28 protein-coding genes and 1 pseudogene are annotated in these 25,992 nt (G+C 67.9%); 12 read left to right on the top strand and 17 right to left on the bottom strand.

Annotation, left to right across the window (positions count from 1 at the left end; translation table 11 throughout):
• Positions 1-150 precede the first annotated feature (150 nt).
• Positions 151-2,115: a hypothetical protein gene (locus AC3ISA_RS14965; protein WP_489178500.1), complete on the bottom strand. Its 1,965-nt coding sequence runs from the start codon at positions 2,113-2,115 to the stop codon at positions 151-153.
• A 247-nt stretch (positions 2,116-2,362) separates the two neighbouring features.
• Between AC3ISA_RS14965 and AC3ISA_RS14960 the strand changes: the two genes are divergently transcribed.
• The 5 genes from AC3ISA_RS14960 (at position 2,363) to AC3ISA_RS14940 (ending at position 6,972) form a co-directional block, all read left to right on the top strand.
• Positions 2,363-2,941 carry a hypothetical protein gene (locus AC3ISA_RS14960; RefSeq protein WP_305635986.1) on the top strand — a complete coding sequence of 193 codons (579 nt, stop codon included), beginning with the start codon at positions 2,363-2,365 and terminating at the stop codon, positions 2,939-2,941.
• 5 nt (positions 2,942-2,946) lie between these two features.
• Positions 2,947-3,885, top strand: a complete 939-nt coding sequence (locus tag AC3ISA_RS14955; protein ID WP_489178499.1) for a nucleotidyl transferase AbiEii/AbiGii toxin family protein — start codon at positions 2,947-2,949, stop codon at positions 3,883-3,885.
• A 6-nt stretch (positions 3,886-3,891) separates the two neighbouring features.
• Complete coding sequence (locus tag AC3ISA_RS14950; RefSeq protein ID WP_489178498.1) at positions 3,892-4,980, top strand: hypothetical protein; 1,089 nt, start codon at positions 3,892-3,894, stop codon at positions 4,978-4,980.
• Positions 4,981-5,042: 62 nt separating this feature from the next.
• A complete protein-coding gene (locus tag AC3ISA_RS14945; protein ID WP_489178497.1) occupies positions 5,043-6,158 on the top strand; it encodes a PIN domain-containing protein in 1,116 nt (371 codons plus the stop codon).
• 127 nt (positions 6,159-6,285) lie between these two features.
• Positions 6,286-6,972 (top strand): Fic family protein, encoded by a 687-nt coding sequence (locus AC3ISA_RS14940; protein ID WP_489178496.1) that lies wholly within the window; start codon positions 6,286-6,288, stop codon positions 6,970-6,972.
• A gap of 19 nt (positions 6,973-6,991) precedes the next feature.
• Here AC3ISA_RS14940 and AC3ISA_RS14935 read toward each other — a convergent pair whose 3' ends face one another.
• Both AC3ISA_RS14935 and AC3ISA_RS14930 read right to left on the bottom strand, forming a co-directional pair.
• Positions 6,992-7,540: a hypothetical protein gene (locus AC3ISA_RS14935; protein ID WP_489178495.1), complete on the bottom strand. Its 549-nt coding sequence runs from the start codon at positions 7,538-7,540 to the stop codon at positions 6,992-6,994.
• 119 nt (positions 7,541-7,659) lie between these two features.
• Positions 7,660-8,169 carry a ParB N-terminal domain-containing protein gene (locus AC3ISA_RS14930; RefSeq protein WP_489178494.1) on the bottom strand — a complete coding sequence of 170 codons (510 nt, stop codon included), beginning with the start codon at positions 8,167-8,169 and terminating at the stop codon, positions 7,660-7,662.
• Here AC3ISA_RS14930 and AC3ISA_RS14925 point away from each other — a divergent pair.
• Entirely contained in the window at positions 8,155-9,954 is a 1,800-nt protein-coding gene (locus AC3ISA_RS14925; RefSeq protein ID WP_489178493.1) for an SH3 domain-containing protein, read from the top strand. The genes AC3ISA_RS14930 and AC3ISA_RS14925 overlap by 15 nt on opposite strands.
• Positions 9,955-10,035: 81 nt before the next feature.
• On the opposite strand, the gene AC3ISA_RS14920 is transcribed toward AC3ISA_RS14925, so the two are convergent.
• From AC3ISA_RS14920 to AC3ISA_RS14855, 14 genes and pseudogenes are all read right to left on the bottom strand, one after another.
• A complete protein-coding gene (locus AC3ISA_RS14920; protein ID WP_489178492.1) occupies positions 10,036-10,464 on the bottom strand; it encodes a helix-turn-helix transcriptional regulator in 429 nt (142 codons plus the stop codon).
• Between the two features lie 174 nt (positions 10,465-10,638).
• The gene (locus AC3ISA_RS14915) at positions 10,639-10,914 is read right to left on the bottom strand and encodes a hypothetical protein (RefSeq protein ID WP_489178491.1); all 276 of its coding nucleotides are present in this window, start codon (positions 10,912-10,914) and stop codon (positions 10,639-10,641) included.
• Entirely contained in the window at positions 10,911-11,513 is a 603-nt protein-coding gene (locus AC3ISA_RS14910) for a lytic transglycosylase domain-containing protein (RefSeq protein ID WP_489178490.1), read from the bottom strand. Before AC3ISA_RS14910 ends, AC3ISA_RS14915 begins: the two co-directional genes overlap by 4 nt.
• Positions 11,507-12,016, bottom strand: coding sequence for a S26 family signal peptidase (locus AC3ISA_RS14905; RefSeq protein WP_489178489.1), 510 nt, complete (start codon positions 12,014-12,016; stop codon positions 11,507-11,509). Before AC3ISA_RS14905 ends, AC3ISA_RS14910 begins: the two co-directional genes overlap by 7 nt.
• A complete protein-coding gene (locus AC3ISA_RS14900; protein WP_489178488.1) occupies positions 12,013-13,203 on the bottom strand; it encodes a TraB/TrbI/VirB10 family type IV secretion system protein in 1,191 nt (396 codons plus the stop codon). The genes AC3ISA_RS14905 and AC3ISA_RS14900 overlap by 4 nt, the downstream gene beginning before the upstream one ends.
• Entirely contained in the window at positions 13,200-14,219 is a 1,020-nt protein-coding gene (locus tag AC3ISA_RS14895) for a TrbG/VirB9 family P-type conjugative transfer protein (RefSeq protein ID WP_489178487.1), read from the bottom strand. The genes AC3ISA_RS14900 and AC3ISA_RS14895 overlap by 4 nt, the downstream gene beginning before the upstream one ends.
• A complete protein-coding gene (gene trbF / locus AC3ISA_RS14890) occupies positions 14,198-14,881 on the bottom strand; it encodes a conjugal transfer protein TrbF (RefSeq protein ID WP_489178486.1) in 684 nt (227 codons plus the stop codon). Before trbF ends, AC3ISA_RS14895 begins: the two co-directional genes overlap by 22 nt.
• Before the next feature lies 1 nt (position 14,882).
• Positions 14,883-16,304: a P-type conjugative transfer protein TrbL gene (trbL, locus tag AC3ISA_RS14885; protein ID WP_489178485.1), complete on the bottom strand. Its 1,422-nt coding sequence runs from the start codon at positions 16,302-16,304 to the stop codon at positions 14,883-14,885.
• A gap of 5 nt (positions 16,305-16,309) precedes the next feature.
• Complete coding sequence (locus AC3ISA_RS14880; protein WP_489178484.1) at positions 16,310-17,011, bottom strand: TrbJ/VirB5 family protein; 702 nt, start codon at positions 17,009-17,011, stop codon at positions 16,310-16,312.
• Positions 16,998-19,421 (bottom strand): conjugal transfer protein TrbE, encoded by a 2,424-nt coding sequence (gene trbE / locus AC3ISA_RS14875; RefSeq protein WP_489178483.1) that lies wholly within the window; start codon positions 19,419-19,421, stop codon positions 16,998-17,000. The genes AC3ISA_RS14880 and trbE overlap by 14 nt, the downstream gene beginning before the upstream one ends.
• Positions 19,422-19,428: 7 nt before the next feature.
• Entirely contained in the window at positions 19,429-19,695 is a 267-nt protein-coding gene (locus tag AC3ISA_RS14870; RefSeq protein ID WP_154726498.1) for a VirB3 family type IV secretion system protein, read from the bottom strand.
• Entirely contained in the window at positions 19,695-20,015 is a 321-nt protein-coding gene (locus tag AC3ISA_RS14865; RefSeq protein ID WP_154726497.1) for a TrbC/VirB2 family type IV secretion system protein, read from the bottom strand. The genes AC3ISA_RS14870 and AC3ISA_RS14865 overlap by 1 nt, the downstream gene beginning before the upstream one ends.
• A 269-nt stretch (positions 20,016-20,284) precedes the next feature.
• Positions 20,285-20,602: an ATPase, T2SS/T4P/T4SS family gene (locus AC3ISA_RS14860; protein ID WP_489180121.1), complete on the bottom strand. Its 318-nt coding sequence runs from the start codon at positions 20,600-20,602 to the stop codon at positions 20,285-20,287.
• Positions 20,603-20,713: 111 nt separating this feature from the next.
• Positions 20,714-20,947, bottom strand: a pseudogene (locus AC3ISA_RS14855) (sigma factor); the annotation flags it as partial.
• A 101-nt stretch (positions 20,948-21,048) separates the two neighbouring features.
• On the opposite strand from AC3ISA_RS14855, the gene AC3ISA_RS14850 reads away from it, so the two are divergent.
• From AC3ISA_RS14850 to AC3ISA_RS14825, 6 genes are all read left to right on the top strand, one after another.
• Positions 21,049-21,255, top strand: coding sequence for a helix-turn-helix domain-containing protein (locus AC3ISA_RS14850; protein ID WP_154726487.1), 207 nt, complete (start codon positions 21,049-21,051; stop codon positions 21,253-21,255).
• 102 nt (positions 21,256-21,357) lie between these two features.
• Positions 21,358-21,561 (top strand): helix-turn-helix domain-containing protein, encoded by a 204-nt coding sequence (locus tag AC3ISA_RS14845; RefSeq protein WP_154726486.1) that lies wholly within the window; start codon positions 21,358-21,360, stop codon positions 21,559-21,561.
• 150 nt (positions 21,562-21,711) lie between these two features.
• Positions 21,712-21,921, top strand: coding sequence for a hypothetical protein (locus tag AC3ISA_RS14840; RefSeq protein WP_489178482.1), 210 nt, complete (start codon positions 21,712-21,714; stop codon positions 21,919-21,921).
• A 218-nt stretch (positions 21,922-22,139) separates the two neighbouring features.
• Entirely contained in the window at positions 22,140-23,195 is a 1,056-nt protein-coding gene (locus AC3ISA_RS14835; protein WP_489178481.1) for an extracellular solute-binding protein, read from the top strand.
• A 71-nt stretch (positions 23,196-23,266) separates the two neighbouring features.
• Positions 23,267-24,808: an ABC transporter permease gene (locus AC3ISA_RS14830; RefSeq protein ID WP_489180120.1), complete on the top strand. Its 1,542-nt coding sequence runs from the start codon at positions 23,267-23,269 to the stop codon at positions 24,806-24,808.
• On the top strand, positions 24,805-25,830 hold the full coding sequence (locus AC3ISA_RS14825) for an ABC transporter ATP-binding protein (RefSeq protein ID WP_489178480.1): 1,026 nt from the start codon (positions 24,805-24,807) through the stop codon (positions 25,828-25,830). The genes AC3ISA_RS14830 and AC3ISA_RS14825 overlap by 4 nt, the downstream gene beginning before the upstream one ends.
• Positions 25,831-25,992 lie beyond the last annotated feature (162 nt).

Raw genomic sequence — 25,992 nt, 5'->3', positions numbered from 1 at the left:
GCGCCTCAAAATCCGAGTGTTCGCCTCATGGTGAAGCCTGGGTTGTATTTGGGCAATATGCACGATCACGTCGCGGGAGGTTGATCACTGGTCATGATGGCACCGCGCCAGCACGCCGCTCGTCCAAATCTCAAAGAGTTCTCCTGCCGCTCAATCATCCTGCCGCGCAGAATGCGGCAGTTCATCCAGAGCGGTCTTCATCCGCTCCAGAATGCCTTCGGGAGGGGTCATGACGAACTCCAGCTCTCCGGAACGCCGGATAGACAGTCGACCAGAAGAAGTCCGCATGCCCCGCCAGTTCATCTCCGCCGCCGGGTCTTCGGCCCGTCGCACAACCGCCTCCGCGAAGGAATCGATCCAAACCGATGCAGGGCTCCCGGTCATGACGATCGCCCGCGCATCCTGCAGCAAATTGTCCACCCTCCCCGCCTCACCGCCGACCGACAATCGAACCTCGACGTCCGCAACCCGCCAGGTGAAGGAACAGGACGCCCGTTTCACGATGCCGCCCTCCACATCCTCCTTGAGCGCCGCAGCGAGCCCCCCGACGACCGTCGACCAGCGCTCCGGATTCGAGACGCCGTCCCCCAGGCCGATTAGCGATAGATTGTAGACGTCGTCCTTGAAGCCAACAGTACAGACGCCGGTCAGGCCGTACTGGTCTCGCAGATAGGCGGCCGTGCGGCTCAACCCGATTTCCACGAAGGGAAGGACGAGGCCGCCGATCTCCTGGGCCTCCTCGGCGATCGGACCAGCGTCTCGATCGGCATCCGGCGGCGCCTTGAAGCTCACCAGAGCCGCCAGGCGGGGTTCCAGAACTCTCGCCGCTTGGCCTGCGGTCACGGGCGCTGAAGCTGTCTCGAGAGAATCTTTCGCGGCGATCGCCTCTTCCCCAGCGTCCCCGAGATACTCCGGGATCAAGCGGTTGCCGCGGAAGTAGGTGGTGAGCAGGCTCTTCCAGCGCTCAACGGGGAGGACGCCATCCAAGCGAAACAGTTTGGTATAGTCGGCCTGTTTACCCGCGCGGTCGATCGCGGCCTCGATCCGCTCTAGATAGGGCTCTGCGCCATAGGCTCGAATGGCGCCGTCGAAATGCGAGACCGCCTTGAGTTCCGCCCTGTATTCCGCGTGGGCGTAGCGGCAGGCGAACTGGTCGGCGCCGACTCCCGGACTGGAATTCTCGACCAGTTCCTCGACTTCAAAGGTGCGATAGAGTTCCGGCGGCCCAGCCTCCCCCGTCCGGCTCTCGGGCGACTTCCACCAGAGCTGTGTCTTGTCCACGCCTTCGAAAAACCGCTGGCGGTCGTCGGCCTTATGTTCGGCGACGCCGCTGGGAATGGCCGCGATGTCATCTTCATAGCGAGGGCCACGCCAGTACTCGAGTTCGATGGGCATGCACGCGCTGTCCGGATGACCAACGAGGTCAGGGTCGAGCCGTAGTCGCGCCCGGAGACCATCGACCGATTGTATCGTTCGATCGAAATCTTTCAGGAAATAGGCGTTCAGGTTGTTCGCATGGGACTGACTACGCCTGAAGAAGCGGTGCGCGAAGAGCAGGAGGTCCCTCTCCTTGTCATGGAAAACGCCCGGCAGGACCTGCGTAGTCGTTTCGAGGAGAACGCCGACATCCACCAGGCCGTCCTTGTCGACTGAGGCCAGGCCAGGCCGGAAGAAGTGAGGATAGAGCTGCTCGGCCAGACCGATCCGCGAAAGGCAGGCCGCCTCCGTTGAAATATGGCGTACGTCTGTGAGATCGGCGCCTCCCGCGCGAGCCTCGAGGGCCTCGCGATAAGGTGCGACCTGTCCCGCATGAAAAGCCGCCCAATAGGTTTCAGCCAGGCTGGCGAGACTCGCCTTCTCGTCCGCAGTCTCCACCTCGTAAACGCCGCCGAGCTGGCGCGTCATGTCCGACGCGATGTGAAGTTCAGAGCTGGTCATCCAGCCATACAGCCTATGGCGATCATGACTGATATGGCTTGGCGCCCCCGCCGGCAGTCCGCGCTTTACCGCGGCGATCACCATGGTCTCCATCGCTTCGGCCAAGCCCGAAGGGGCGATGCGCATGTTCTGCCGGTTGACCCGATCCGTGTTCAGCACGCCGAAGGCTTGTTTCACAGATCAGACCCCTGGCGACCTGAAGATAATGTCGGAGGCCCGCGCCATCTTCTGGAGCCTTTGGACGTTAATCGGAGTCGATAGGTTCCGCCAACGTGTCGCGGGGCACCGCGCGCCAGACCGGCGGCGCTGCCTGTGACGAGTAACGGGCGAAGTGACCTAGGAGCTTCGCCACTTTGCATGGAATTTAAATCAAATGCATTGCATTCCTGGCGTAACGCTCCCACATCCGAAGCCGGAGGTGACCATGTCGGCCCTGAATGATCTGAAGAAGCGGCTGCGACCCGGGCAGGTCTATCGCCGCCAGGACCTCGAGAAATGGTCCAATGCGGTGGACCGCCACGTCCGGCAGCTGCTGGATGAGGGGCGGCTCGAAAAGGTCTCCGGCGGCGTCTACATGGCGCCGCGCCAGACCCGCTTCGGCAAGGCGCCCGCCAGGCCCGAGAAACTGGTTGAGGCGTTCCTGAAGGACGACCGCTTCCTGATGGTGTCTCCCAGCGCGTTCAACGGACTCGGGGTCGGTTCGACGCAGCTGTACAACGAACCGGTGGTTTACAATCTCAAGCGTCACGGTCGGTTCAAGCTCGGCGGCCGGACCTACGACTTCCGCAAGAAGTCGTCCGTCCCGGCGCGCCTGACCCAGGAGGTCCTGCTCGTCGATCTGCTGCAGACCATGGACCGGCTGGCGGAGGACAAGGCCGAGCTTCTGCCCCGGGCGCTGGAACGGGCGCGATCCATGGATCCGGTTCGTCTGGCCAAGGCGGCCCGGGACTTCGGCTCGGTTCGCGCCGCCCGCCTCGTCTCCCAGGCGTTCCAGGCGGCCTGACGGAGATGCCCCTTCTTCACGACACCGAGGACTTTACCTCCCTCATCGAGGTGGTCGCGGGCGAAATGGCTGTCGATCCCGCCCTGGTCGAGAAGGACTACTGGATCATGCATGTCCTCTGGGGCCTGCAGCAGCTCGGCATGGCCTTCGAGCTCAAGGGCGGCACCTCCCTGTCCAAGGGCTACGGCCTGATCGACCGGTTCTCCGAGGACATCGATATCCTCATCCACCCAACCCAGCCGGTGCCGACGGGGCGCAATCACACCAAGCCCGCCCATATTGAACAGAGGCGCGCCTTCTTCGATGGCCTCGTGCCTCAGCTGACCATCCCCGGCATCGTCGAGGTCCTGAGGGACCATGCCTTCGACAATGACAGGTTCTTCAGCGCCGGCATTCGTCTGATCTATCCGGAGCTGACGCCCCTGCCGCAGGGCGTGAAGGCGGGCGTGCTTCTCGAAGCCGGCTTCGATCAGGTCTCTCCGAACGCGCCGCGCCTCATCTCGTCGTGGGCCTGGGATCGAGCGAGCGCCGCCGGCGTCGAAGACCTGATCGATAACCGCGCCGTCGAAGTCCGCTGCTACGACCCGGGCTATACGCTCGTCGAGAAGCTCCAGACCATCTCGACCAAATATCGCCGACAGCAGGCATCGGATGAGATGCCGACCAACTTCATGCGCCACTACTACGATGTCTACTGCCTCCTCGCCGATGAGCAGGTCCTCGGCTTCATCGGCACCGATGCCTACCTCAAGCACAAGCGCGCACGCTTCCCGGCCGGGGACGAGCCGGTCCTGCGCAACAATCCGGCCTTCACGCTTGCGGACCCGGAGACCCGCCGACGCTACGCCGAGGCCTTCGACCTGACCCGGGCGCTCTACTATCGGGACCAGCCGAGCCTCGAGGCGATCCTGGCGCGGATCGACACTCACCTCGAAGCGATGTGAAGGTCCATGTCCGGAAGCGTCTCCTTCTCGTTCGACCCCCGCTTCCCGTTCAAGGACGTGGCGGCTCTCGGCCAGACGCTTCAAACGTCGGGCCACCTGGTCCCCGGCTTCATTCCGCCGTCCGTCGGCTACCTCGACATCGCAGCGCTTCGGTACGCCCAGGACCTCGAGGGCTGGAACCTCGTGGTCATGGCCGACCGGAACTTCATCTCACGCATGGCCCAGGCCTGTCGTCTGGACGCCGACACGCCGCCGGACGAGGCTCAGCTGTGGGCCGTCCGCCTGATGGCCTTCTGCAAGGCGATGGACCTCGACATCGATCCGTCGATCTCCTTCCACGAGCTGGCGCATAAACAGGACGAGGCCGCCGCGCTCGATGAACTCGCCTGGTTCCGCGCCGCCGATCGGGGCGGAGACGCGCAGGCCTGGATCGACTTCTCGTTCGGTCGCACGTCATCGCTGACAGTCGCAGGACCGGCGCCGCGAGAAACGGCAGATCTCGCCAGGCCGCTGCGTCGCTGGCGCCGGAACTATGTCGCCGCCCTCAGGATCGCCACCCTCGAACTCGAGCCCCTCAAGCCCGAAGCCCGGTTCGAGCGCCTGATCGACTGGATGTACGATGATTTCCAGCTCTGTGGTCCGGCCGCCGTTTTCGCCGCCGTCTATTTCTCGGGGCGGCGACCGCCGAAGATGATGAAGGGGCTCCGCGGGAACGACAGGGCGAAGGCCGTCGCCGGTGTTCGTAATGCGGCCTGGGACATCACCTATCTCAGCTACTTCACCGACGCCGTCCAGGACAGCGAGACGCGACAGACCAGAACCATCCTGGCGACCCGCGACGACGCCCTCGCAGCCATCGCGCCCCTGGTGCTGCTTGGTCCCGAACCCGACGAGGATTGGCCCAGTCTGGGTCAGGCGCTGGAACAGTGGTGGCCCGCAGCCGGCGCCAGACGCAACGCCGGCCGTCTGATGGCCTGCGCCCGGAAGGTCCAGGCGGAAGGACCGCGCCCCCTGCCCCATGGCGCCGGAAGCATCGAAACCATGACCGCCGAGCTGGAGGCTCGCATCCTCGCCTGGCCCCCGCCCAAGGGCTGATATCACCCCTCCCATACGGGCTGACGGGACCTTGCATTCCCTATCCGTGATAGACCTGACCGATGCCCTACCGCGCGCTTACCATCGACACCAATGTCGCCTACGGCGGCGGCTTCGACTTCGAACACGGCCTGTTGCGCCAGTTGCAGCAGTTCCACGGGTCAGACGGCCGGTTCATCCTGTCCGCGATCGTCGAGGCGGAAATCCTCAAGCGGCTGCGGGAGATGACCAGCTCCACCCGGGACAAGTTCGTCTCCGTGGCCCAGGACGCCTTCGACCGTCGACTGCTTGGCGACGACTTCAGACAGGCGGCCGACGCGCTAACAGCCGCCCTCGTCGAGCCCAGGGCCGCCGCCCGCGCCCATCTCGACGACTTCCTGCAGACCACAGGCGCCACCCTGGTCCCGGTAGACCTTGCGCCGATGGCCGATCTGGTCCGGATGTATTTCGATCCAACCGCCCCGTTCGAGGCCAGCGGCGCGAAGAAGGCGGAATTTCCCGACGCCATCGCCTTGCTCTCCCTCGACGCCTGGGCGCGGCGAAACGGCAAGGTGTTGGCGGTGTCCAAGGACAAAGGCTGGCGCGAATTCGCCGAGCAAACCATTCACCTCGACGTCGTGGAGAGCCTGGGCGCCGCGCTGGCCGTGTTCCAGGAACAGGCCGCCGCCGAGAAAGCCACCAAGGCCATCGGCGCCGTCCTAGGGCGGATCCGGGCCGGCGAGCTTCAGGACCTCGCCGCCGAACTCACCGCGCGCCTCGAGACACGCACCGAGGAACTGGATCCGGATATTTCGGCGGATTCCTATCACCAGCTCGACTTCGAGCTCACGGGCCTGGCGTTCAACGGCTACGCCCTGGCCGGCGAGCCCGAGGATGATTTCGACGTTACGATCGTCAGGATCGAGGACGGGTTGATCGTCGTGACCGCCCCGGTTCTCATCCGGGCCACAGTACAGGCCAGTTTCCACTTGCTGCACTGGGACTCCATCGACCGCGAATACATCTCACTCGGCAATCAGCACGAGGAGCACGAGGCGGAGTTTTCGTTTGACGCCCTGATCACCCTGATCGGCGACATCGACGAGCCTGACACGCTTCAGATCGAGGATGTCGAGCTCGTCAACGGTTCGGCCGATGTTGATTTCGGAGAAATCGAGATGGACCGCGGCGAAGGATAAATCCACTTACAGCGGCTCCTGCTTACCCAGCGGATTGCAGGTGCCAGCCGAGCGCGCCAGCCGGCGTCAAAGGGCACCGACAAGGCGCCCCAGCAAGAGGCGTGACACCGCATTTCAAGGATACGCCATGACAATCAAACACCCCGAATGGCATCCGCAGCGCCTTCCTGAGTTCGATGCGCGGATGGCTGTCGAGAGCGCCGCGCTTCTGCAGCAGCTCCAAACCGACTCCGTCTACCGGCGCGCCTGCCTCGATGATCCGCGCCTTCTACATCGCCAACTCTATGCGTCGTTCGCCCCGCCGACCCATCCGGAATACGCCGGCACCTATCGCGGCGCCCCGGGCACCTCGCTCGCCCTTCGGATCATGGGCGGCCCCAGCGTCATGTTTGAAGGCCAGACGTTCAACTTCATGGAGCCGGAAACCGTCCGCCCGGCCATGGAGGGGCTCATCGAGACGGTTCGCGAGCGGATAGACACCCTCCGCCAGCCTTGGGATCAGCTGGTGACGCTCTCCCATCTGTTCAGCCAATTCGGCTTCATTCACCCCTTCCTGGATGGAAACGGTCATGTGCAGCGGTCGCTATTCGCCGCCGCGGCCCTGGAGATGAACTTGCCGCTCTCCAACCGGTTCGCGATCCACCCGCGGTCCTATGACTTCCTGCTCGCTCACGCGCTTGAAAACTACAGCCGTCGCCCAGATCGGCGACCGCAGTGGCTGAGCGCCGTCGCGGAGTACATCGTCCAATGGCTCGATGGCCCGTTCGACGCGCCTGGCATGGGCATGGCGCCCTTGGAGGAGGAGGACCTCTAATCGGCGACAGAAACCCGTTTCAGTCGATCGACGGCGAATGCCCGAATATCCGGCGTAGCTTGTTCTGCTGCCATTCCGGGGGGTGGAAGTCGCCTTCGACCAGTCCAAGATCGCACAAGTGAGCCCACCACGTCTCCGGAAGCGATCCGAACCGGTTGACGCTAAGGCTCGGGATGACGGCCCCTTCGGCGCCGTACCGCAAAATCCATCCCGGCGGACTGTCCTCATCGCCCTCCTCCCACCCCAGGCTGACACGTCCTCCCGGCCACTCGCCGTCCGCGAACCGGGCGTGTTTCGCCGTGTTGGCGATTGCTTCGCACATCGCCTGCGCGGGCACGGCCCTTGTCAGGTCGCTGTCGAAGCCTGGCCTGTCGAAGGCCCGGCCGGACGCGCGGGCGTCGCTTCGGACAGCCGTCTCCGCCCAGTTTCGAAGGGAGGTCGCAGCGATGCAAACATTGATGGCCGCATAGGCCAGGGGCTGCTGCTCGTGGGGGTAGCCGACCTGAATGTCGCGGAAGACGTCCACGTCCCATGCCAGTTTTGACCACATCGCGGCGACGTCGCCCACAACGGCCGTGTGACGGATCGGGTCGGCGCCGGATCGGGGCGTTCTCGGCGCCAAGTCTCAGCCCTCCCGATGACGGCAAGCCGCCGGCTGCGACGGAAGAAGGTCGCGCCCTCGGAGAGTCACGTTTCGGATTGGAGATTTGCGCTCACGCGCAGGACAGTGGCGAGGCTTTTCGCCTGGAACCGGCCGTTGAAGGCGTCTCGCAGGTCCGGAGCGACCTGAAACGGCACGGACTCCACGCCCTGGTCCCGGAGCCATGAAAACCGGTGCCGTCCGTCAATGAAACAGACCTGCCCCTCGTCGAGCGTAGCGTCCATCATCCGGCAGTGGCGATTGCCCGCAAACCACTGGCCCACGCGGGCGTAACGATCATCCTGTCCGTTCGCCCCGCCGGGAAGGACATATTGCTCCGTCAGACGCCACGCCCGATCAAAGGCGGCGACATCGACCCAGACGACCGCGTCCGGCGCCTCGTCCTCCCACCCGTCGGCGAAAGGTTTGTACTCCCAGAGAATGACGTGTTCGCTCATCGCTACAGCGTAGCATGCATCCACAAAGCCCGGGCGACGCCGCCGCTCTCTGGCGGCGAGCGACGACCGGGCCCATAAAACCTCATGGACCTGAGCCACCTCATAAAACCGATCATCATCGACGTACCCCGCATCGGCGAGGTGTCCATGGACGTCATGGGAGAACCGTTCGAACCGTGGCTGGCGAGAGGGATCAAGGAAGGCCGCTGGACGACCGGCGAAGCGCTGGTGCGAGGTCTTCTGCGGGAACAGGGACGGGTCGTGACGGGCCATGCCCAGGCGGAAAACCCGGAACTCGGCGAGCCGCCGACGGCCGGCCAGGTTAACGCTCTCAACGACGCCGAACTCGATACGCTCGCTGCGAGCCTTTTGGTCAAGGCCAAGGGGATATTCCGACCGCAGTTCGAAGCGATAAAGGGAAAGAAAGTCCAATACCGACGCAAGGCTGAGCTTGAGTCGCTCACGCAGCCGCTGGTGGACGAACCGCCCGTCGCTCGGCTCTTGCGCCTGACGACGCTGAAGGCGGACGACGGCGACCTCAGGCAGACCAAACTCCGCCAGGACGCAGAGGCGCATCTGCCGCCTGACAGCGTGCGGTCGGCGATCGAGATCGCAGCCGGGCTGGAGCCGATCCTGAAGGCCCAGAAACTCGCCGGCGGCCTCGGCGCCGAGCCCTACGGGATCGCGGCGCGAGCCAGTGCGCTTTCTCGGCTGTCGGACCCGCTTTCCGGCTCGGCGTCGGCCATTCTGGACGCCGCGCGCGGCAGCCGGCTCGGAGCGACGTTCCAGGCGGCTGAGGCGGTCAACCGGCTGACCCACGCAAGCCGGATCAGCGATGTCTATCCCGGCGTCCTTGCGGCGTCGCTCAGTGCGATGAATGCCGACACCCTGTTGGGCACGACGCGAGCGCTCCGCGATCTTGAGCTTTCCGGCGTGGCGAGCGGCGCCCTCCGCAATGCGATCGGAGCCGGCATCGGCCGCGATCACTGGGACATCCTGCGAAGCTCGGGGGTGCTCTCGGCGACCGTCAATGCCGGCCTGATCGCCGCCGCGGCAGCCGCGATTTCAAGCACGGCCCTGGAACCCAGCTGGCTGAGCGCGATCAATGCGCGCGCAGGGCTGCATCTTCCCTCCAGCACGCTCGATGCCTTCGATCGATACGAAGCGATGGCGCGAGATATCGGAGCAGGGAGCGGCGTGGCGCGGCCGGCGGTCCTCGACGCCTATCTCAGACCCGGTTGGGAGCTGACATCGCTGGCGGTGCTCTCAGGGGCATCCGCGAGCGCGGGGTCGGCGCTGCTGACAACCTATGACGACGACGCGCTCGATGACGACGCGCCCTTGGGCAGAGTCATCGCCGACCTTCACGCCCTGGACACGGCCCAGGACCTTTCGGCTGAAGAGGCGGCTGCAATTGTCGATCGAGGCGCTGCAGCGCTCATCGCCAGACTCGGCACGACGGCCGATGTCCTGGGGCGTCACGGCGTGGTCAGTCTGATCGGCGTCGCGGCCGGCGTTGTCGGCGCGGTTCTCGCCGGCGCTGCGCTCCTGGATCATTCTCACGACGACGCCATGTTGCGGGAATCGCGAAAGCAGAGCGAGAACGTACAGATCATCGCGTCTAGCCAGGACGCCATCAGGAGGAAGCTTTCCGAACTCCAAGCCTCGGAAGAGGCCTCCCTGGATGCGCGCCGGGTGTCATCCTCAACGGCGCTACGCACGGGCCCGGACCGTGACGAGACGAGGATCCTTCAGATCTACCCCGATCAACGCTTACGCGCCGTCGAGGAGCGGGGCGAGTGGGTCAAGGTCGAGGTCTATCACTACGGCCGCGATGACATCGCGATCGGCTGGGTGGAAAGGCGCCTCTTGATTCCGCTCTAGCTCGGCTGTTCATCAACCGTCGTCTGCCGGATCGAGCTCCAGAGTGGCGGAACATCGTCCAACCGCCGGCGAATTGCCGGCCTAGAAGCCGAAATCGATTTGATCGACTGACGCGGGCGATCGACGGCCGCGTTGCTTCACGGGGTGAACCTGCTCCGACAAGTGATTTTGGAATACGGGCTTCTCCCCGCCGATGCCGGGTGCTGCGACTGTCTTTGGCGTAGGCATCGACCGCGCCATCCCCGGCAGACGCGGCGCCCTCGCCGGCTTTCGGGACGGCGCCGACGGGAGCGGATCGTTCCGGGAACGCTTCCAGGCATTGAGCTCGCTTTCCCACCAGCCGACCCGCCCGGCCGAAATCCGCACCCGCCCCGGGAAAAGGCCGTCACGCTCCATCCGCCAGGCGGTCGACCGGCTGATGCTGGCGATATTCTCCACCTGGTCCCACGACAGCAGACGGTCATCCTTGCCGCCGACCTGGACCGTGTCCTCGACGCGGTCCGGAGTCACGTTCGACCTCCCAAGGCCCTCTCCGCCTCTCCGTCGAGCACCCTCCACAGCATCCGTGCGTCATGGGCCGCGTCCACGCGGTCGCGATCCGTCCAGGCCCGAAGCACTGCCTTGAGCGCGAAACTCGCCGTGGGATCCGCGAGGACGTCGGCGGCCGAGGGGGATCCCGTTTCCCTATCCACGACGACGTCCCTGGGCCGCCGCCGGCGCGCCTGTGCGCACCTCGGTCATCTGGCTGTCGGCCCAGACCCGGAGCAGGGTTCGAGGATAGTAGGGCTTCGATCGGATATGACGACAAGGCGGTCCGTTCGATCCGGTCGACCACATCCGCGCCAAAGTCGCCGGCTTCAGGCGGATGCCGCACTGGGCCAGAAAGGCCGAGGCCTCGGCCCGGGTCAGAAGGTCATCGTCGATGCGACCGTCCGAGCCCTGCAAGCTCTCCCCGATCATCGCGCTGCCCGAGGCCGGCATTGCCGGCTGTTGAGCGGCCCCTGCCCCGCCGTCAGCGCCAGGTAACAGTCGATGACCGTGACGACGTACGCCTGGGTCTCGGCGATGTCCGGGACGCGGCCGAGCCGCGCAACCCGCGCCGGCCCCGCGTTATAAGCGGCCAGGGCAAGGCGCAGATCTCCGAACCTGAGGATCTGCCGGGCCAGATAGTCGGCGCCGCCCCGCAGGTTCTCGACGGGATCGAACCGGTTCACCACCCCGAGCTCCAGCGCCGTGCCGGGCATCAGCTGGGTTAGGCCGCCCGCGCCCGCGGGCGAGCGCGCATCCGGCCGGTAGGCCGACTCCGTGAGGACGACCGCGTGGAGAAGCTTCTCGTCGAGCCCGTGGGCCGCCGCCGCCAGGGCGATGGCCTCCTGGAACGGCTGGCTGAGCGCGGCCAGGCGGGGGATATCCGCGCCTGTGTCAAAGACAACCGGCTCGGCCTCGATGACCGGCCGCCCGAACAGGTCTCCGCCGGCTCGCCGCCAATCAACCGACTGGGCCGCCGCGGGCGCGCCGACAGCCATGAGGACGGACGCCAACAGGATCGCTTTCACCATGTCACCACCTCCCGATAGACGCCGATCACCTCGGCCCGGTTCACCGGTCCGAAATACCGGCTGTCAAAGCTCCCGGCCGTGTCGCCGAGCAGAAAGAGTTCGTGCGAGGCGAGCCGCCGGCACCCCGACCAGCGCGGCAGAGCCGCGCCGCGACGGTCCCGTCCGGAGACGATCCGGACCCCGGCCGGCGTCGAGACCCAATCGCCCTGTGAACAGACCCGGTCGCCGCCGATCGCGGCGACCCGCTTGATCAGAGCCACGTCTGAGGGCATGCCGAGCGACGACAGATAGGCCCGGGCTTGCTCCGGCTGCGGGATCGCGACGGTGGCGCCCCTCGCGATGTCGCCGCCCGGAAGACTGGCATAGAGCCCCTTGGGCAGGCTGGGGCTTTCATTGACCAGGGCCCATGCCGGACCTTGCCGGGCGACGAGCGCCAGACAGCCCAGGGTGAAGAGGGCTAGGCCCAGGCCGGCCCAGCGGTTTCCAGTATCGAGCGGGGTCATGGGCGATAGGGCTCCAGGATCAGGTCGCGGGTGATCATCACGCGCACGGGGGCGCCGGCCCGCAGTCTGATGGAGGGCCGAACCTCCAGCTCCCGGTCGATCAGACGACCGCCCACCCGAGCGCCCTCGATCGCCGCTGCGTCGCCGGCGTCGCCCAGCAGGCCGCCGGACCGGTCGTCGCCGTCCCGGGCGACCTGGCCCAGGGTGGTGATCGCGCCGGCGAACAGCGTGCCGACCAGAAGCGGAAACAGGCGTCGGTCCACCGATCCGCGCACGCCCACCGCGCCCTGGGCGTCGACGCCGGGCTCGCCGGTCAGGACCAGGCTCTTGCCGTTCGGCAGGATCAGACGGTCCCAGGTCAGGAAGGCGCGGCGATCGCCATAGGCGCTCTCGCCCTCGTGCCGGCCGATCAGCCGGGTCCCCTGGGGAATGACCAGATGCCGGCCGCTGACGGAGTCGTAGATGTTCTGGGTGACGGTCGCGATCACCGGACCGGCCCGCGCCGTATCCACCGCCGTCAGAAGGGCGGCGGGGATCATCGCCCCGGCCTTCAGCTCATAGGGCGACAGCGGCGCGGTCAGCACATGGCCATTGTAGGTCGCGCCATAGTCGGCGCCGACGGCCTGGCCGCGCCCCCCCGCGCCGGGGTCACGATCCGCAGCCGCCGAAGCCGCCGCCGGGGCGCCCGCTGACTCGGCGAAGAACAGCCCTGAGCGCGCCGCGAGTTCCCGCGGCGTCGGTCCGCGGGCCGCAGCCGCCTGTGTCGAGCGGTAAGCCGGCGCCGACGTCGACCGCGGGGACGCGACGGGTTCAGCCACGGGTTCGACGGCCTCTTCACCTTCATGCCCGCGAGGCTCCGGCAGACGGTCGTAGCTGGCGGGCTGGTCGGTGACGACCTCGGCCGGGCGGACCACGCCCCGGGCCTCGTCTTCGCGCGCCTCGGCCGCTCGGGCGCGGGCGCCGTCTCGCAGCTCCGGCTGCACCACGAACGCCCAGGCGAGCGATCCGGAGATCAGGACCACCCCGCCGATGACGATAACCTGGACGACGGACTTCCTCAGGCGCACGGCGGTCGGCCGTGGCGCCCGCATCGACAGGCCCGGCGCCGGCTCCTTCAGCGAACCGACCCCGGGGCCGGCATCGGTCGGGTCCGGGGTGCTGGGGCCGGCATTCAGATCCCCGGTCATGGACGGGCTCCTTCAAGACGACGGATGCGGACGACCTGGGGCCGCCGGTCCCCGAGCCGCAGCTCCGCCCGGTCGACGACGCGATCGACGATGAAGAGGCCGCCGACCTGACGGTAGTTGGTCAGCTGGGCCTCGCCGTCGGGGGCGATGATGAACAGGGCTGGCGCCTCATCGACCTGGAGGTCGGGGTGGAAGGCGATGAAGGTGCGGCGACCGTCGTTGAAGACGGCGCTCGGCGTCCATCGCGGGGCTCGTCCGCGGAACTCGAGCCGATACCGGGCGTCGAGCGGTCCCTCGGGCATGACGACCGGATCCGGAACCCGGACGTCGCGCTCTACCAAGATCAATTCAGGCCGCGCCGCCTGACTATCAGTCCCAAGTGCATCCCAAGCGACAGCCGCATTGAATTCAGCGGGGGTTCCGCTCTTTAGATCAATGAGATAGACACGCCTGTTCGTCGTCAAGACGAGGTTGGTCTCAAGCCCGCGCTCGAGCGGCTTGAGCAGGACATGGGTCCGGCGCGAAGGGCCTTCGCCCGACGACGCTTCCCCGATCTGCCACCGCACGGTGTCGCCCGCGGCCTTGGCGACGAGGGTCTCGCCCTCGGCCAGGGTCAGGGTCGTGACACGCAGCGGGGCGGTCCAGACCTCGAACACCCGCCCGGGCGACCAGGCGAAGACCTGCATCCCGCCGACGAAGGCGTCGGATCGCGACGGGGCGCTGGCCTGCGCATTGGCGGCCGCTATGGCGGCGCGTCCCGTGGCGGGAGCCGGCGCGGTGGGCCGTGCCACTTCAATCTCCGCAAGGTAGGGCCGCGCGCTGTCGCCAGTCTCCGCGACGTCGATTTCTGTGTCCGCGGTCCCAGCCGCCAGCGGCGGCGGCTCAAGGGCGCTCGCCGGGGCAGGCCACGGCGCTGAGGCCAGAACGACCGGAGCGACGGCCTCGCCCCGGAACACCGCGCAGCCGGAGAGCAGCAGGCCGGCTGCGGCCACGGTCAGGAAGCGTCGGGGGTCCATGATACGTCCTCGATTTTCAGGCCCAGGGGGTTCTTCATCAGCTCGGCCTCCGTGCGGGGCGGCTGGGTCGTGGTGGTGATCAGGGCGCGCCAGCGTTCGGTCCCGGCCGACTGACCGTTGACGAAGCGGGTCTCTCGCCACTGGAGATCAAAAGTCCGCTCTGTCCGTCTGACGACATTGAGGATTTCGACATTGACCGCCTCGCGCCCAACCTCGGCGAAGGGGTCGTGGGTCTGGGCCCAGGCGTTCAGGAAGCTCGCCGCCTTCGGCGTCATCAGGTCGTAGGCGCGCAGCCAGTTCTGCCGGATCACGATCGGATCGATCGACTTGGAGCGCACGTCCCGGATCCAGCCCGCGAGGGCGTGGCCAATCTGGGCCTCGTTGGGCTCGTAACGCCCGCCGATGGCGGTGATCCTCTGGGTCTCGCCCCAGTCGGAGACCTCGACCACGAAGGGTTTGACCACGGCGCGGTCGGCCTGGACCCACCACCCGGCGCCGAGGAAGCCCGCCAACACCAGGTTCGCCAAGGCGATGCGGCGCCAGTTTCGGGCATGTGCCAGGGACAATCCCATCCGGTCGTCCCAGATCTGGCCGGCGCGCTGATAGGGGGTGGACTCGGGCGCGGCCGCCATCGCCCGCTTCGGTCGAAAGAAGGGGTGCATGTCAGTTCTCCTCGCTCTTCAGGTTGGGGGACAGGACGCCGCTGGTCTCGCCGGCCGGCATCAGGCCGCGCCCGGCGTTGGCGACGAAGAAGGCCTGGAGCGCAGCCGCCCGCGCCGGCGGCCGGCCCGATCCACCGCCCTGCCCGCCCGCAGCCCGATGGAAATCGCGACGCGCGGCCTCGGCCTCCCTGGCGACGGTCGAAGCCGGACGCGCGCCGCCTTGGAGTCCGCCTCCAGCGGGCGGCGCGGCGCCGGCCGCGTCGATTGTGGGCGTCCCGGCACTCGCCTCGACCGGCTGAGGCGTCCACGCCCGCGCCGGCTCCGCCAGGCCCGCGGACGTCGCCGTCGATGGCCTCTCGCCCGCCCCGGCCGGTCGCGGCGACGGATTGTCGTTCGAGGACGTGGGCGGCGTCGTCCCCCCACCCCCGCGCGGTCCGACGCCGGATGGCGGCGGTGCGGAAGGCGGTCGGCCGCCGCCGGCGCCTGCGGCGGCCCGGGCCGGTCCCGCCACTCGGGCCGCCCCGCCGGCCCCCATCGCCCCGGCGCCTGCGATCCCGGCGCCGGCCAAGGCGCCCGCGCCACCAACGGCCAGGGCGCCGGTCAGGGCGGCGCCCGCGCCCAGCGCTGGCCCGCCCGTCACCAAGGCCGAGGCGAGGTTGGGAATGAACATCGCCAGCATGGCCAGCAGGATGGCGGCGACCAGGATGGTCAGGGCTTCGTAGATGTCCGGGTTGGCCGAGGGCTGAAGCTGGTCGAACACCGTCCGCGCGCCTGAGACCACGATCGCCAGGGCCAGGACCTTGAGACCCGAGGAGACGACGTAGCCGAGCGGCCGCTCGGCCAGGAAGGCGGATTTTGACCAGATGCCGAAGGGCAGCAGGACGAACCCGCCCAGGGTGACGATCTTGAATTCCAGCAGGGAGACGATGATCTGCAGGGCCAGCAGGGCGAAGGCCAGCATGATGCCGATCATAGCCAGGCCGAGGATCAGGGCGTCGGCCATGTTGCCGACGACGTCGAGCGGGTTGTCGACCGGCGCCGGGGTCTCGCCCAAGGCCTTGACGATCTCCCAACCCTGCTGGAGCACGGCGCCGGGATTGAGGAATTCCTCCCGGCTCAGCGAACCCCCGCCCGCCGTCAGACCCAACTCAAGGAAACCGGCGTAAATGGTTTCAGAGAGTTGCTGCCAATCGTTGATCAGATAGGCGAAGGCCCCGATCAACAGCACCTTGCCGAAGCCGGCCGCCAGAACCTCCCGGTTCGACGACAGCGCCCACTGGACGCCGGTCAGCGCCACCACCAGAACGATGAGCAGGCCGAAGACGCCGTTGACCGCGCCCTGCAGGGCGTCGAAGCCCGCCGAGATGGTGTTGGAGAACACCACCATCAGCTCGTTGGGCGTCTCCATGCTGACCGAGGCCATGGCCGTCAGTCCCGCGCGCGCGAGAACGGATCGAAGGCCGGGGCGCTCGGCGTCGTCCCGGTTCTGGCCCAGCGGCGACGGCGCGATTCCTCGCCCGAGGCGCGGTCCGCCGCATCCCGGGCTGTCGCCTCGGCCATCAGACGGGCTTGCGCGAGCATGATGGTGCGCAGCGCCGCCAGATCCTCGGCGAGCACGGCCAGCATCTGGTTGGTGGACTGTACGGCCGCCGTCTGGCCCTGGGCCGCCTGGCTGGCGTCGAGCGCGCCCGCGAGGCGCCCCTCGCGACCACCCCCGAGACGCTCGAGCTCCGCCGCGGTCCGGGCCAGGTCCTCGGCGGTGCGCCGGGCGTTGGCCGTGCGCGCCTCGCTCTGCTCCAGCAGCCGCAAGGCATCGGTCCCGGTCAGGTCGTCGGGATAGAGGCCCTCAAACTGGCGTTCCAGTCCGCTAACGGACGAGGCCACGCCGCGAACGGTCCGCGCCAGCTCGGCCATGTCGCGCAGGGACTGGCTGCTGCCGGTCAGGTGGTTGTAGGGCGAGGCCGCCAGGCTGCGCGCCTCGTTGGCGAGGCTTTCCAGCTGCCGCGCGGCCTGAAGGGCGTTCTCCAGATGATTGCGCGGATCGAACACGACCTGCTGGGCCCCGGCCGGCTCAGCCGTGAGCAGGACCGCCGCCACGACGGCGGGGATGAAGGCTCTACGCCGCCGCAAGCGGACGGGCGAAGGCGTCGAAAACGGAATCCACATTCTGCACTCCCTTGGCTTTGAGGAATTCGCGGGCGAAACCGGCCTCGCCGGATCTGGCGAGGACGTCGTCGATGAGGGTCTGGTCTTCGGGGGAGCCCGCGCCGCAAAGGGCCAGCGCCACGCCCGTCAGGCGCAGGTCGAACAGCCGCCGGCCCCGGGGCTGACGCCAGTAGTAGGCGCGCTTGGGCGTGGCGAAAGCGATCAGCTCCAGCTGGCGTCGGTTGAGGCCGAAGCCCCGATAAAGCTCCGCCGACGACGGCTCCATGGCCCGGGGATTGGGCAGGAAGACCTGGGTCGGGCAGCTCTCGATCAGGCTGGAGGCGATCGAGGAGGCGGCGACGTCGTCGAGGCTCTGGGTGGCGAAGACCACGGCCACCCGCTTCTTGCGCAGGGTCTTGAGCCATTCGCGGATCTTGGCCGCGAAGGCCGTCTCCCCGAGGAACAACCACGCCTCGTCCAACACCAGCAGCGTCGGCCGTCCGTCGAAGCTCTGTTCCAGTTCATGGAAGAGGGCCGACAGCACCGGCGCCACCGCCGACGGCGTCGCCATCAGGCTCTCCAGCTCGAAGGTGTCGAACCGGCTGGTCGCGAGCGTCGCCCCCTCCCCGTCCAGCAGGGATCCGTGCGGCCCCTTGAGCGTCAGGGGCTCAAGCGCCGCGGCGACCGCCTTGTCCTGAACCAGGGCGCAGAAGACTGTCAGCGTGCGCTGGCCAGTCGGCGCCTCCGCCAGGGCCGTCAGAGCGGCCCAGATCTCCTCCCGAACCCGCGGCACGGGCTCAAGGCCCGCCAGCCGGACCGTTTCGGCGATCCATTCCGAGGCCCAGGCCCGTTCGTCGTCTCGGTCGATCCGCGCCAGCGGCTGTAACGACAAGCCAGAACCGGGCTCCATGGCGCGCCAGCGTCCGCCGGCCGCCAAGGTCGCCGCCCGGGCCGAGCGCCCCTTGTCGAAGAAGACGACCCGGGCGTCGGGGTAGCGGAACCACTGCAGCGACAGGAAGGCCAGCAGGGCGGACTTGCCCGATCCGGTCGGTCCCACGACCATGGCGTGGCCGACGTCGCCGACGTGCAGGGCCAGGCGGAAGGGCGTCGATCCGGTCGTCCGGGCGGTGGCTAGGGGCGGCCCCCCCAGGCAGGCGTCCACCGAGGGGCCGGCCCAGACGGCCGACACGGGCAGCAGGTCCGCCAGGTTCAGGGTCGAAACCAGAGGCCGCCGGATGTCCGCATAGGGCTCGCCCGGCATCGAGCCGAGCCAGGCCTCGACCGCGTTGAGATCCTCGATCCGGGCCATCAACCCCTGGGCGTTCAAAGCAGCCTCGATCGCCCGCGCCTTGGCCATCGCCCCGTCCTCCGACGCGTCGAGGACGGAGACGGTGAGGGTCAGATAGCCGAAGGCGCAGGCCTCGGCGCCGAGCGCGGCCAGGGCTCCGTCGCACTCCTCGGTCTTGGAGGCCGCGTCGGTGTCGAGGAGCGGGACCTCTTCCTTGGTGATGGCTTCGCGCAGCAGGACGCCGACGCCCTTGCGCTTGGCGAACCAGCGCTTGCGCAGCTTGACGATCTCCCGCTCGGCCTCGGGCTTGTCGAGCCCCAGCCAACGGGCGGTCCAGCGATAGTCGAACGGCAGCGCCCCAAGGGCGTCCAGCAATCCCGGCCGGGTGACCGACGGCAATCCCCTCACGGAGACGACCTTGAGCCACCGGTCGCCCAGCCGCGGGGCGACGCCGCCCGTCAGCGCGGCGTCGGCCAGCCAGCCGTCGAGGAACATGGGCGTCTCCGGCGGTCGGACCGCGAAGGGCCGCGGCGACACGCAGTCATGGAGCCAGGTCAGGAGCTCGCCATCATCGAGGCGTTCGATCTCCGGGAGGCCGTCGGCGAGAAGGTCCAGGGTGGTGTCGGCCTCCCGGGCGAAGGCGCCCAGGGCGAGGCGCCAATCCTGCCCGCCTTTCTGCAGACCGTCGAACAGCCAGCGCTCCAACCGGCGCGTCTCGTCGGCCGGCGGCAGCCAGGTCAGGGCCAGCCGGAAATCGGTCTCGAACGCCGGATCGGCCGTCTCGAAGCGGCTGCGACGCTCCTCATCCAGCAGCCATGCCACGTCGATATCGAAGTCGCTTTCCGGATAGGGCGACGCCGCGCGCCGGCGCGCCTCCACATGCAGGCACCAGCCGGAGCCCAAACGGCGAAGCGCATTGTTGAGCCGGGCCCGCACCGCCATCAGCTCGTCCTCGGTCGAGGACTCCAGGTCCGGTCCCCGGAAACGGAATCCGGTCAGGAAAGAGCCGTCCTTGTTGAGGACGACCCCCGGCGCGACCAGGGCCGCCCACGGGAGATGATCGGCGAGCGCGGCCGGGCGTCGGCGATGTTCGTCGAGGAACCGCATCGCGCCCTCACCCGTCCAGGTGTCCGGGCGTCGCCAGATGGCGGCGCAGGACATCGAAGAACCGGCGGTCCGACCGGGCGGCCCACAGACCAATCGCGTGGGCGACCGCCCACCACAGCAGGCCGAGCCACCAGATCCTGAGCGCCAGGCCCAGCACCACGGCGATGGTGCCCATGGCGATCGCATAGTCGCGGGGCATGCCGGCCATCAGGACCGGTTCGGCCAGGGCCTGGGCGACCGGGAGATCCCAGCCGTCGGGACGCATCTCGGCCATCACCCGATCTCCGCCCCGCCGGCGAAGCCGAAGAAGTCCAGAAAGAAGGTCGAGGCTGCGAAGGCGATCGACAGGCCGAACATGATGCCCAGGCCCCGGCGCATCGACGAGCCGTTCTCGCTCATGGCGATGCCGGCGCCGAAGATGACCACGGCCACGACCGCGGCGGCCTGGACCACGGGCCCGGTGATGGATTGGACGACCTGCTGCAGCGGCCCTTCCCAGGGCATGCCCGAGCCGCCGGCCAGGGCGGGTCCGGCCAACAACAGGCCGCAGGTCGTCATCGCGCCGAACAGGCGGCGCCCAAGTCTCCGTCGCATGGTTTGCTTCCTTTGTGTTCAGCGCGTTTCACCGCGCCGCGACTCATTGCAAGCAAACCCAACCCAGTCTTGTCAACAGTAAAATATCCAATAAATACACGACTTATCGGCGACTACATTACAACTCATACCAAGTCAGATGATGACTTGAAGCAAGTCTCCCATCGAAGCCAAAATCAAGTCGGAACAACTCAAGCATCGGCATCACAATCTTCTGAAAAGCTTTACGAAATTCGCTTCGCCGCGAAGCCGACTTATTCCATTGCGGCTCAGGCGACGGCGACGACGTCGTAGCCCTCGCCCGACACGCCGTTCACGGCGATCACCGCATCGAGCCGCCGCCCGTCCTTCGTCCGGCGGATATGGGCGATCAGATCGACCGCCTGGCCTATAGTTCGCCTCGGCGGAGCCGCGACGACCTCCAGAGCGAGGTCCTCGATCCGGCGCAGCGCGTCTTCCGCGGAGTTGGCGTGCAGGGTCGACAGCCCGCCCGGATGGCCGGTGTTCCAGCTCTTCAACGTCTCCAGGGCGGAGGCGCCGTCGCGCATCTCGCCGACCACGATACGGTCACGAAGGGGTTCTGGCAAGCCGAGTATGAGCTCCTTGACCAGCAATCCCTCGGTCTGAGTGGGCAGGACGCTCCAATGATCACCAAAGACGCCAGACTGCTCCAGATACTGCGAGCGCTTGCTTCGCCGTGCTGATCGATCAGCAGCCAAGTTGGCGGCAACTCGGAGCAGAAACGCACGCGGATGCCGGATCTCTGCCTCTGGGCGATGGCTGGATAGACGGAGCCACGTCTCCTGAATCAGGTCTTCTGCGTCTTGGGGACCATATCGTTTGACGAGCCGACTTTTGAACCATTCAGCGTAGCGGGCATGCAGCGTTATGAGGTCCCACTTGTGACTAGGCAGCTCATCAGTCTGAGACACCGCAATGCCAGCCTTCTACGTGTGAAAACAAATCAACCGCCAAGCCAAAATGACACGATTGGTGGACAGCGAAAAGGGCAGCAACAGCCTTCCATCCGGGGATGGACGTTGTCATTCGGCTCGGGAAGCGTGTGCGACATCTCCGGACCGAAGCCGGACTGTCGCAGGAGGAGCTCGCCTTCCGCGCTGGAATGAAGCGCAGCTATCTCAGCGACTTAGAGCGAGGAACGCGCAACCCAACAGTTCGGGCAATGGACCGGCTGGCGCAAGCGCTGAAGGTTCATCCGAGGCAACTCTTAGAGGACTAAGGCTTCCGCCCTCCCTTGGCGGGCGCAGAAACTTACTGCTGTCGATAAAAATGACACGATTGGTGGGCGGCGCTCGGCGCGGCGTGCTGGCCATTAGCGAGGATGGACGTCGTCATCCTCTTTGGGAAGAACGTGCGCGCGTTGCGAGACGAAGCGGGGTTGTCGCAAGAAGAGCTGGCATTTCGTGCTGGTATGAAGCGAACCTACTTGAGTGACTTGGAGCGTGGCACGCGGAACCCTACGGTTCGCGCCTTGGGGCGATTGGCGACTGCGCTCAATGTGGCTCCGGCACGGCTGCTCGAGTAGTTGTCTGCAATCGAACGTCCGTTGTCGATGGCGTAGGTGCCGAGGGGCGTCGAGGAGATCGGCGCCCGCGACGCCGATCGTCCACGCGCGATCGTAGCCAGGTGAGCCGCGCCTCTGGCTGGGCCCCGCACTATCGAATAGATAGCGGGCATGAGAGCAAAGGGGCATCCAAACGAACCGGGGCGGTGGACGCTGCTGGAGAGCCGCGAAGGCCTAAGTTTGTGGCGGCGGGATCGCGCCGATCCCATGCCGGTGACGATGTTCTACCTCCTCAACCCGCCGACCCAGGCCGAGCTGATCTACGACGAGGCCCGCGCCCGCGACCGGTTCACGGCCTTGTTCACCACCGCAGAAATCTAGGGCCTTTCCGCGCGGACCGCCGACGCGCGCCCGCCTGATGTGGGCACGTCCCGTTGTCGGTCTCCGCAAGTCGGTCGCTGCATCCACCCCACCGCCAAGGGTCGCCCTCCACGACATCGTCCAAAGACGCTGCGGCCAGACGTCGCGACCGACGCCTTGGATATTGAGAAACGTTCTCAATAGAACTACCGCCAGCTGTTTTTGCCTGGAGAGACGCCATGGACCGTCGAATAGCCACGCTCGCCGTCGTCGTCGCCGTGAGCGCCCTGGCGCTCGCCGGCTGCGGCAAGAAGGAAGGCGCCGCCGAGAATGGCGGCGAAGGCGGGACGCTGAACCTCTACACCGCCCGCCACTATGACGCGGACCAGAAGCTCTATGATCTGTTCGCCGAGAAGACCGGCATCGAGATCAAGCGCATCGAGGGCAAGCCCGACGAACTAATCGCGCGCATGAAGGCCGAGGGCGCCAACAGCCCGGCCGACGTCTTCGTGGCCGCCGACGCGGGCGCCCTGTGGCGCGCCCAGGATGCGGGCCTGCTCCAGGCGACGAACTCGGAGACGCTGAACCAGGTCATTCCCGCCAACCTGCGCGCGCCGGACGGCCAATGGTTTGGCTTCTCGCGCCGCGCTCGCGTGGTCGCCTATGACCCCGCCAAGGTGAAGCCGGAAGAGATCGACGACTACGCCAAGCTGGCCACGCCCCGCTTCAAGGGCAAGATGTGCGTCCGCTCGGGCGACAGCGTTTACAACCTGTCGCTGGTCGGCGCCCTGATCGAGTCCTGGGGGCCTGAGCGCGCCAAACAGTGGGTCGAAGGCGTCACCGCCAACATGGCTCGCCCGCCCGAAGGCGGCGACCGCGACCAGATCCGCGCCGTGGCGGCCGGGGTCTGCGAAGTGGCCCTGACCAACAGCTACTACTTCATCCGCATGGCCGCGGGCGATGACGCCGGCGACCGCGAGATCGCCCAGAAGCTGAAACTCGGCTTCCCGTCGCTGGACGGCCAGGGCTCGCACGTCAACATCTCGGGCGGCGGCGTCGCGGCCCATGCGCCGAACCGCGAGAACGCGGTGAAATTCCTGGAATTCCTGGCCTCGCCGGAAGCCCAGGCCATCGTGTCCCAGTACAATTACGAGTATCCGGCCGTCGCCGACGCCGCTCCGGCCGCAACGGTCGCCCCCTACGCCGACTTCCAGGCCCACCCGATGTCCGTTGCCCGCTATGGCGTGCATCAGGCCCAGGCCCAGTCGATGATCAGCGCTGCGGGCTGGCGATAACCACGGTCCCGACCAGCCAGAATCCGAAGACCCGCCGCGCGCGACGCGGCGGGTCTTCGCCGTTGCGCCTGATGGCCATCGGCGCGGCCGTGGTCGCCCTGGCGCCGCTGGCGGGCGTGGTCTGGGCGGCGATGCAGCCGGGCCTGGCCGACATCGCCGGACGCGACGTGGCGCGCTACGCCCTGACCTCGGGCGTGTTGGCCCTGGGGGTGGTGGCGGCGACGGCGATCGTCGGAACCCTGGCGGCCTGGCTGACGGCCATGCACCGCTTTCCGGGGCGGGACGTCTTTGCCTGGGCCCTGGCCCTGCCGCTGGCCGCGCCTGCCTTCGCCCTGGCCTACGCCTATGCCCAGTTGTTCGACGTGGCAGGCCCCTTGCGGATGTGGATGCGGCCGAGCCTCGGCTGGGACCTGCCGTTCCAGATGCGATCGGTTCCGGGGGCGATTTTTGTCCTGACCTGCGCCTTCTATCCTTATGTCTTCCTGGCCATGCGCGCCGCCTTCCTGAACCAGTCGGTGCATCCGCTGGAGGCGGCGCGCACCCTGGGCTGTTCGGCGCGGCAAGCCTTCCTCCAGATCGCTCTGCCCCTGGCCCGGCCCGCCCTGGCCGCCGGCATGGCCCTGGCCGTGATGGAGACGCTGGCCGACTATGGCGCGGTGCAGTTCCTCAGTGTCCAGACCCTGACCACGGGCGTGGTGCGGGCGTGGTCGGTCTATGGCTCGCCCGCCTCGGCGGCGCGGTTCGCCCTGCCCCTTCTGGCGACGGCGGCGGTTCTGCTGTGGCTGGAGCGGTGGGGCCGCAGGGGCCGGGGCTATGAGAGCGCCCACGCGCGCTATCGTCCGTTGCAATCCGAGACCCTGACGGGCTGGCGCGCCGTCGCGGCCGCGGGCTTCTGCCTGACGATCCTGACCCTCGCCCTGATCCTGCCGGTCGGCTTCCTGCTGATGCGGTCGCTGGAGATCACGCCGGACTGGGCGCGGCTGCTGGCGGCGGGCGTTCGGACGCTGGGCATGGGCGGGCTGGGCGCGGGCGCAACCGTGTTTTTGGCGACGCTGCTGGCGCTGGGGGCCGCACGGCTTCCGCTCACCGCCCGGATCGCCAGCCTGGGGTACGCCACGCCGGGCGCCGTGATGGCCATCGGCCTGCTGGCCCCCGCCGCCGTGCTGTGGCAGCTGTCGCCCGGCGCGACCTCGGGTATCGGTCTCGGGGTGGCGCTGCTGACCTACGCCTATGCCGCGCGCCTGATGGCGGCGGCGCTCGAACCGATCGAAGCCGGCTTCTCCAAGGTCACCCCCGCCATGATCGGCGCCGCCCGCAGCCTGGGCCGCAGCGAGACGGGAGCGGCGCTGGCGGTGCAATTGCCCATTGCGCGCGGCGCCCTGCTGACCGCCGCCCTGATCGTCTTCATTGACGTGCTGAAGGAGTTGCCGGCCACGCTGATCCTGCGGCCCTTCGATTTCGACACCCTGGCGGTGCTGGCCTCCAACTACGCCAACGACGAGCGGTTGCCGCAAGCGGGCTGGCCGTCGCTGATGATCATCGTGCTGGCCCTGCCCGGCGTGATCTGGCTGACCCGCAAGATCGCCGCCTCCCGCCCCGGAGCCCGCCCATGACCGCGCCAGCCCTGACTGTCCGCGGCGCCACCCGCCGCTTCGGCGCCCGCCTCGCCGTCGATGGCGTCGACCTGGACCTGCGCGGGGGCCGCATCACCGCCCTGCTCGGCGCGTCGGGCTGCGGCAAGAGCACCCTGCTGCGGATGATCGCCGGGCTGGAGCCGATGGACGGCGGGAGCATCCATGCCGAGGGTCAGCTGCTCGCCGACGCCGCGCGCTCGACCCCGCCCGAGGCGCGCGGCGTGGGGCTGGTGTTTCAGGACTACGCCCTGTTCCCGCACCTCAGCGTCGCCGACAACGTCGCCTTCGGGCTGAAGGACCGGCCGCGCGCCGAGCGCCGCCGCACCGCCCTGGAGTGGCTGGACACCGTGCACTTGGCCGACCGCGCCGACGCCTGGCCGCACATGCTGTCGGGCGGCGAGCAGCAGCGCGTGGCCCTGGTGCGCGCCCTGGCGCGGCGGCCGCACACCGTCCTGTTGGACGAGCCCTTCTCAGGGCTCGACCGTCACCTGAAGTCCGAGGTGCGCCAGACGCTGATGGGCGCCCTGCGCGCAGCAGGCGCGGCCGTGCTGATGGTCACCCACGACGCCGAGGAGGCCCTGCTGATGGCCGACGACCTCGCGCTGATGGACAAGGGCCGCATCCTGCAGACCGGCGCGCCGGAAGAGGCCTATCTGCAACCCGTCTCGCCGGCCGCCGCCCGCCTGCTGGGCGAGGCCGAGCTGCTGGCGGCCGAGGTCCGGGCGGGCATGGCGACGACGGCCTTCGGCCCCATGCCCGCGCCGGGCGCGCCCGACGGCCCCGCTTGGGTTATGATCCGCCCCGGCGACGCCTTCGTGTCGACGGAGGGCGCGGCCGCGACCGTGGTCGACGTGGCGTTCGGCGGCCCCTTCATCGAGGTAAAAGTCCACGCTGCGGGCCAGACCCTAAGGCTGCGGACAACGGGTTCGCCTCCCTCCATCGGCGAGGCGATCCGCGTGGCGCTCGACGCCGATCGCGTGCGCCTCTACCCCCGCGCCTGAGCCACATGCGGGCCATGGCCGCTGACACCAACGCGGTGGATGATGCTCAGCTACTCCGTGACACGCCGCAGACTCATAGGCAGGAGTTCGACCGACTGCCGCCCGATCGAACTCATCGACTCGCCGGCCTTCCAGCGGTCCCATGTTTCAGCCCGCTGGGCC

Source organism: Brevundimonas sp. KH_058, from assembly GCF_057838505.1.
The sequence above is the reverse complement of the archived record's forward strand: the minus strand, read 5'-3'. Positions and strand labels throughout refer to the sequence as shown.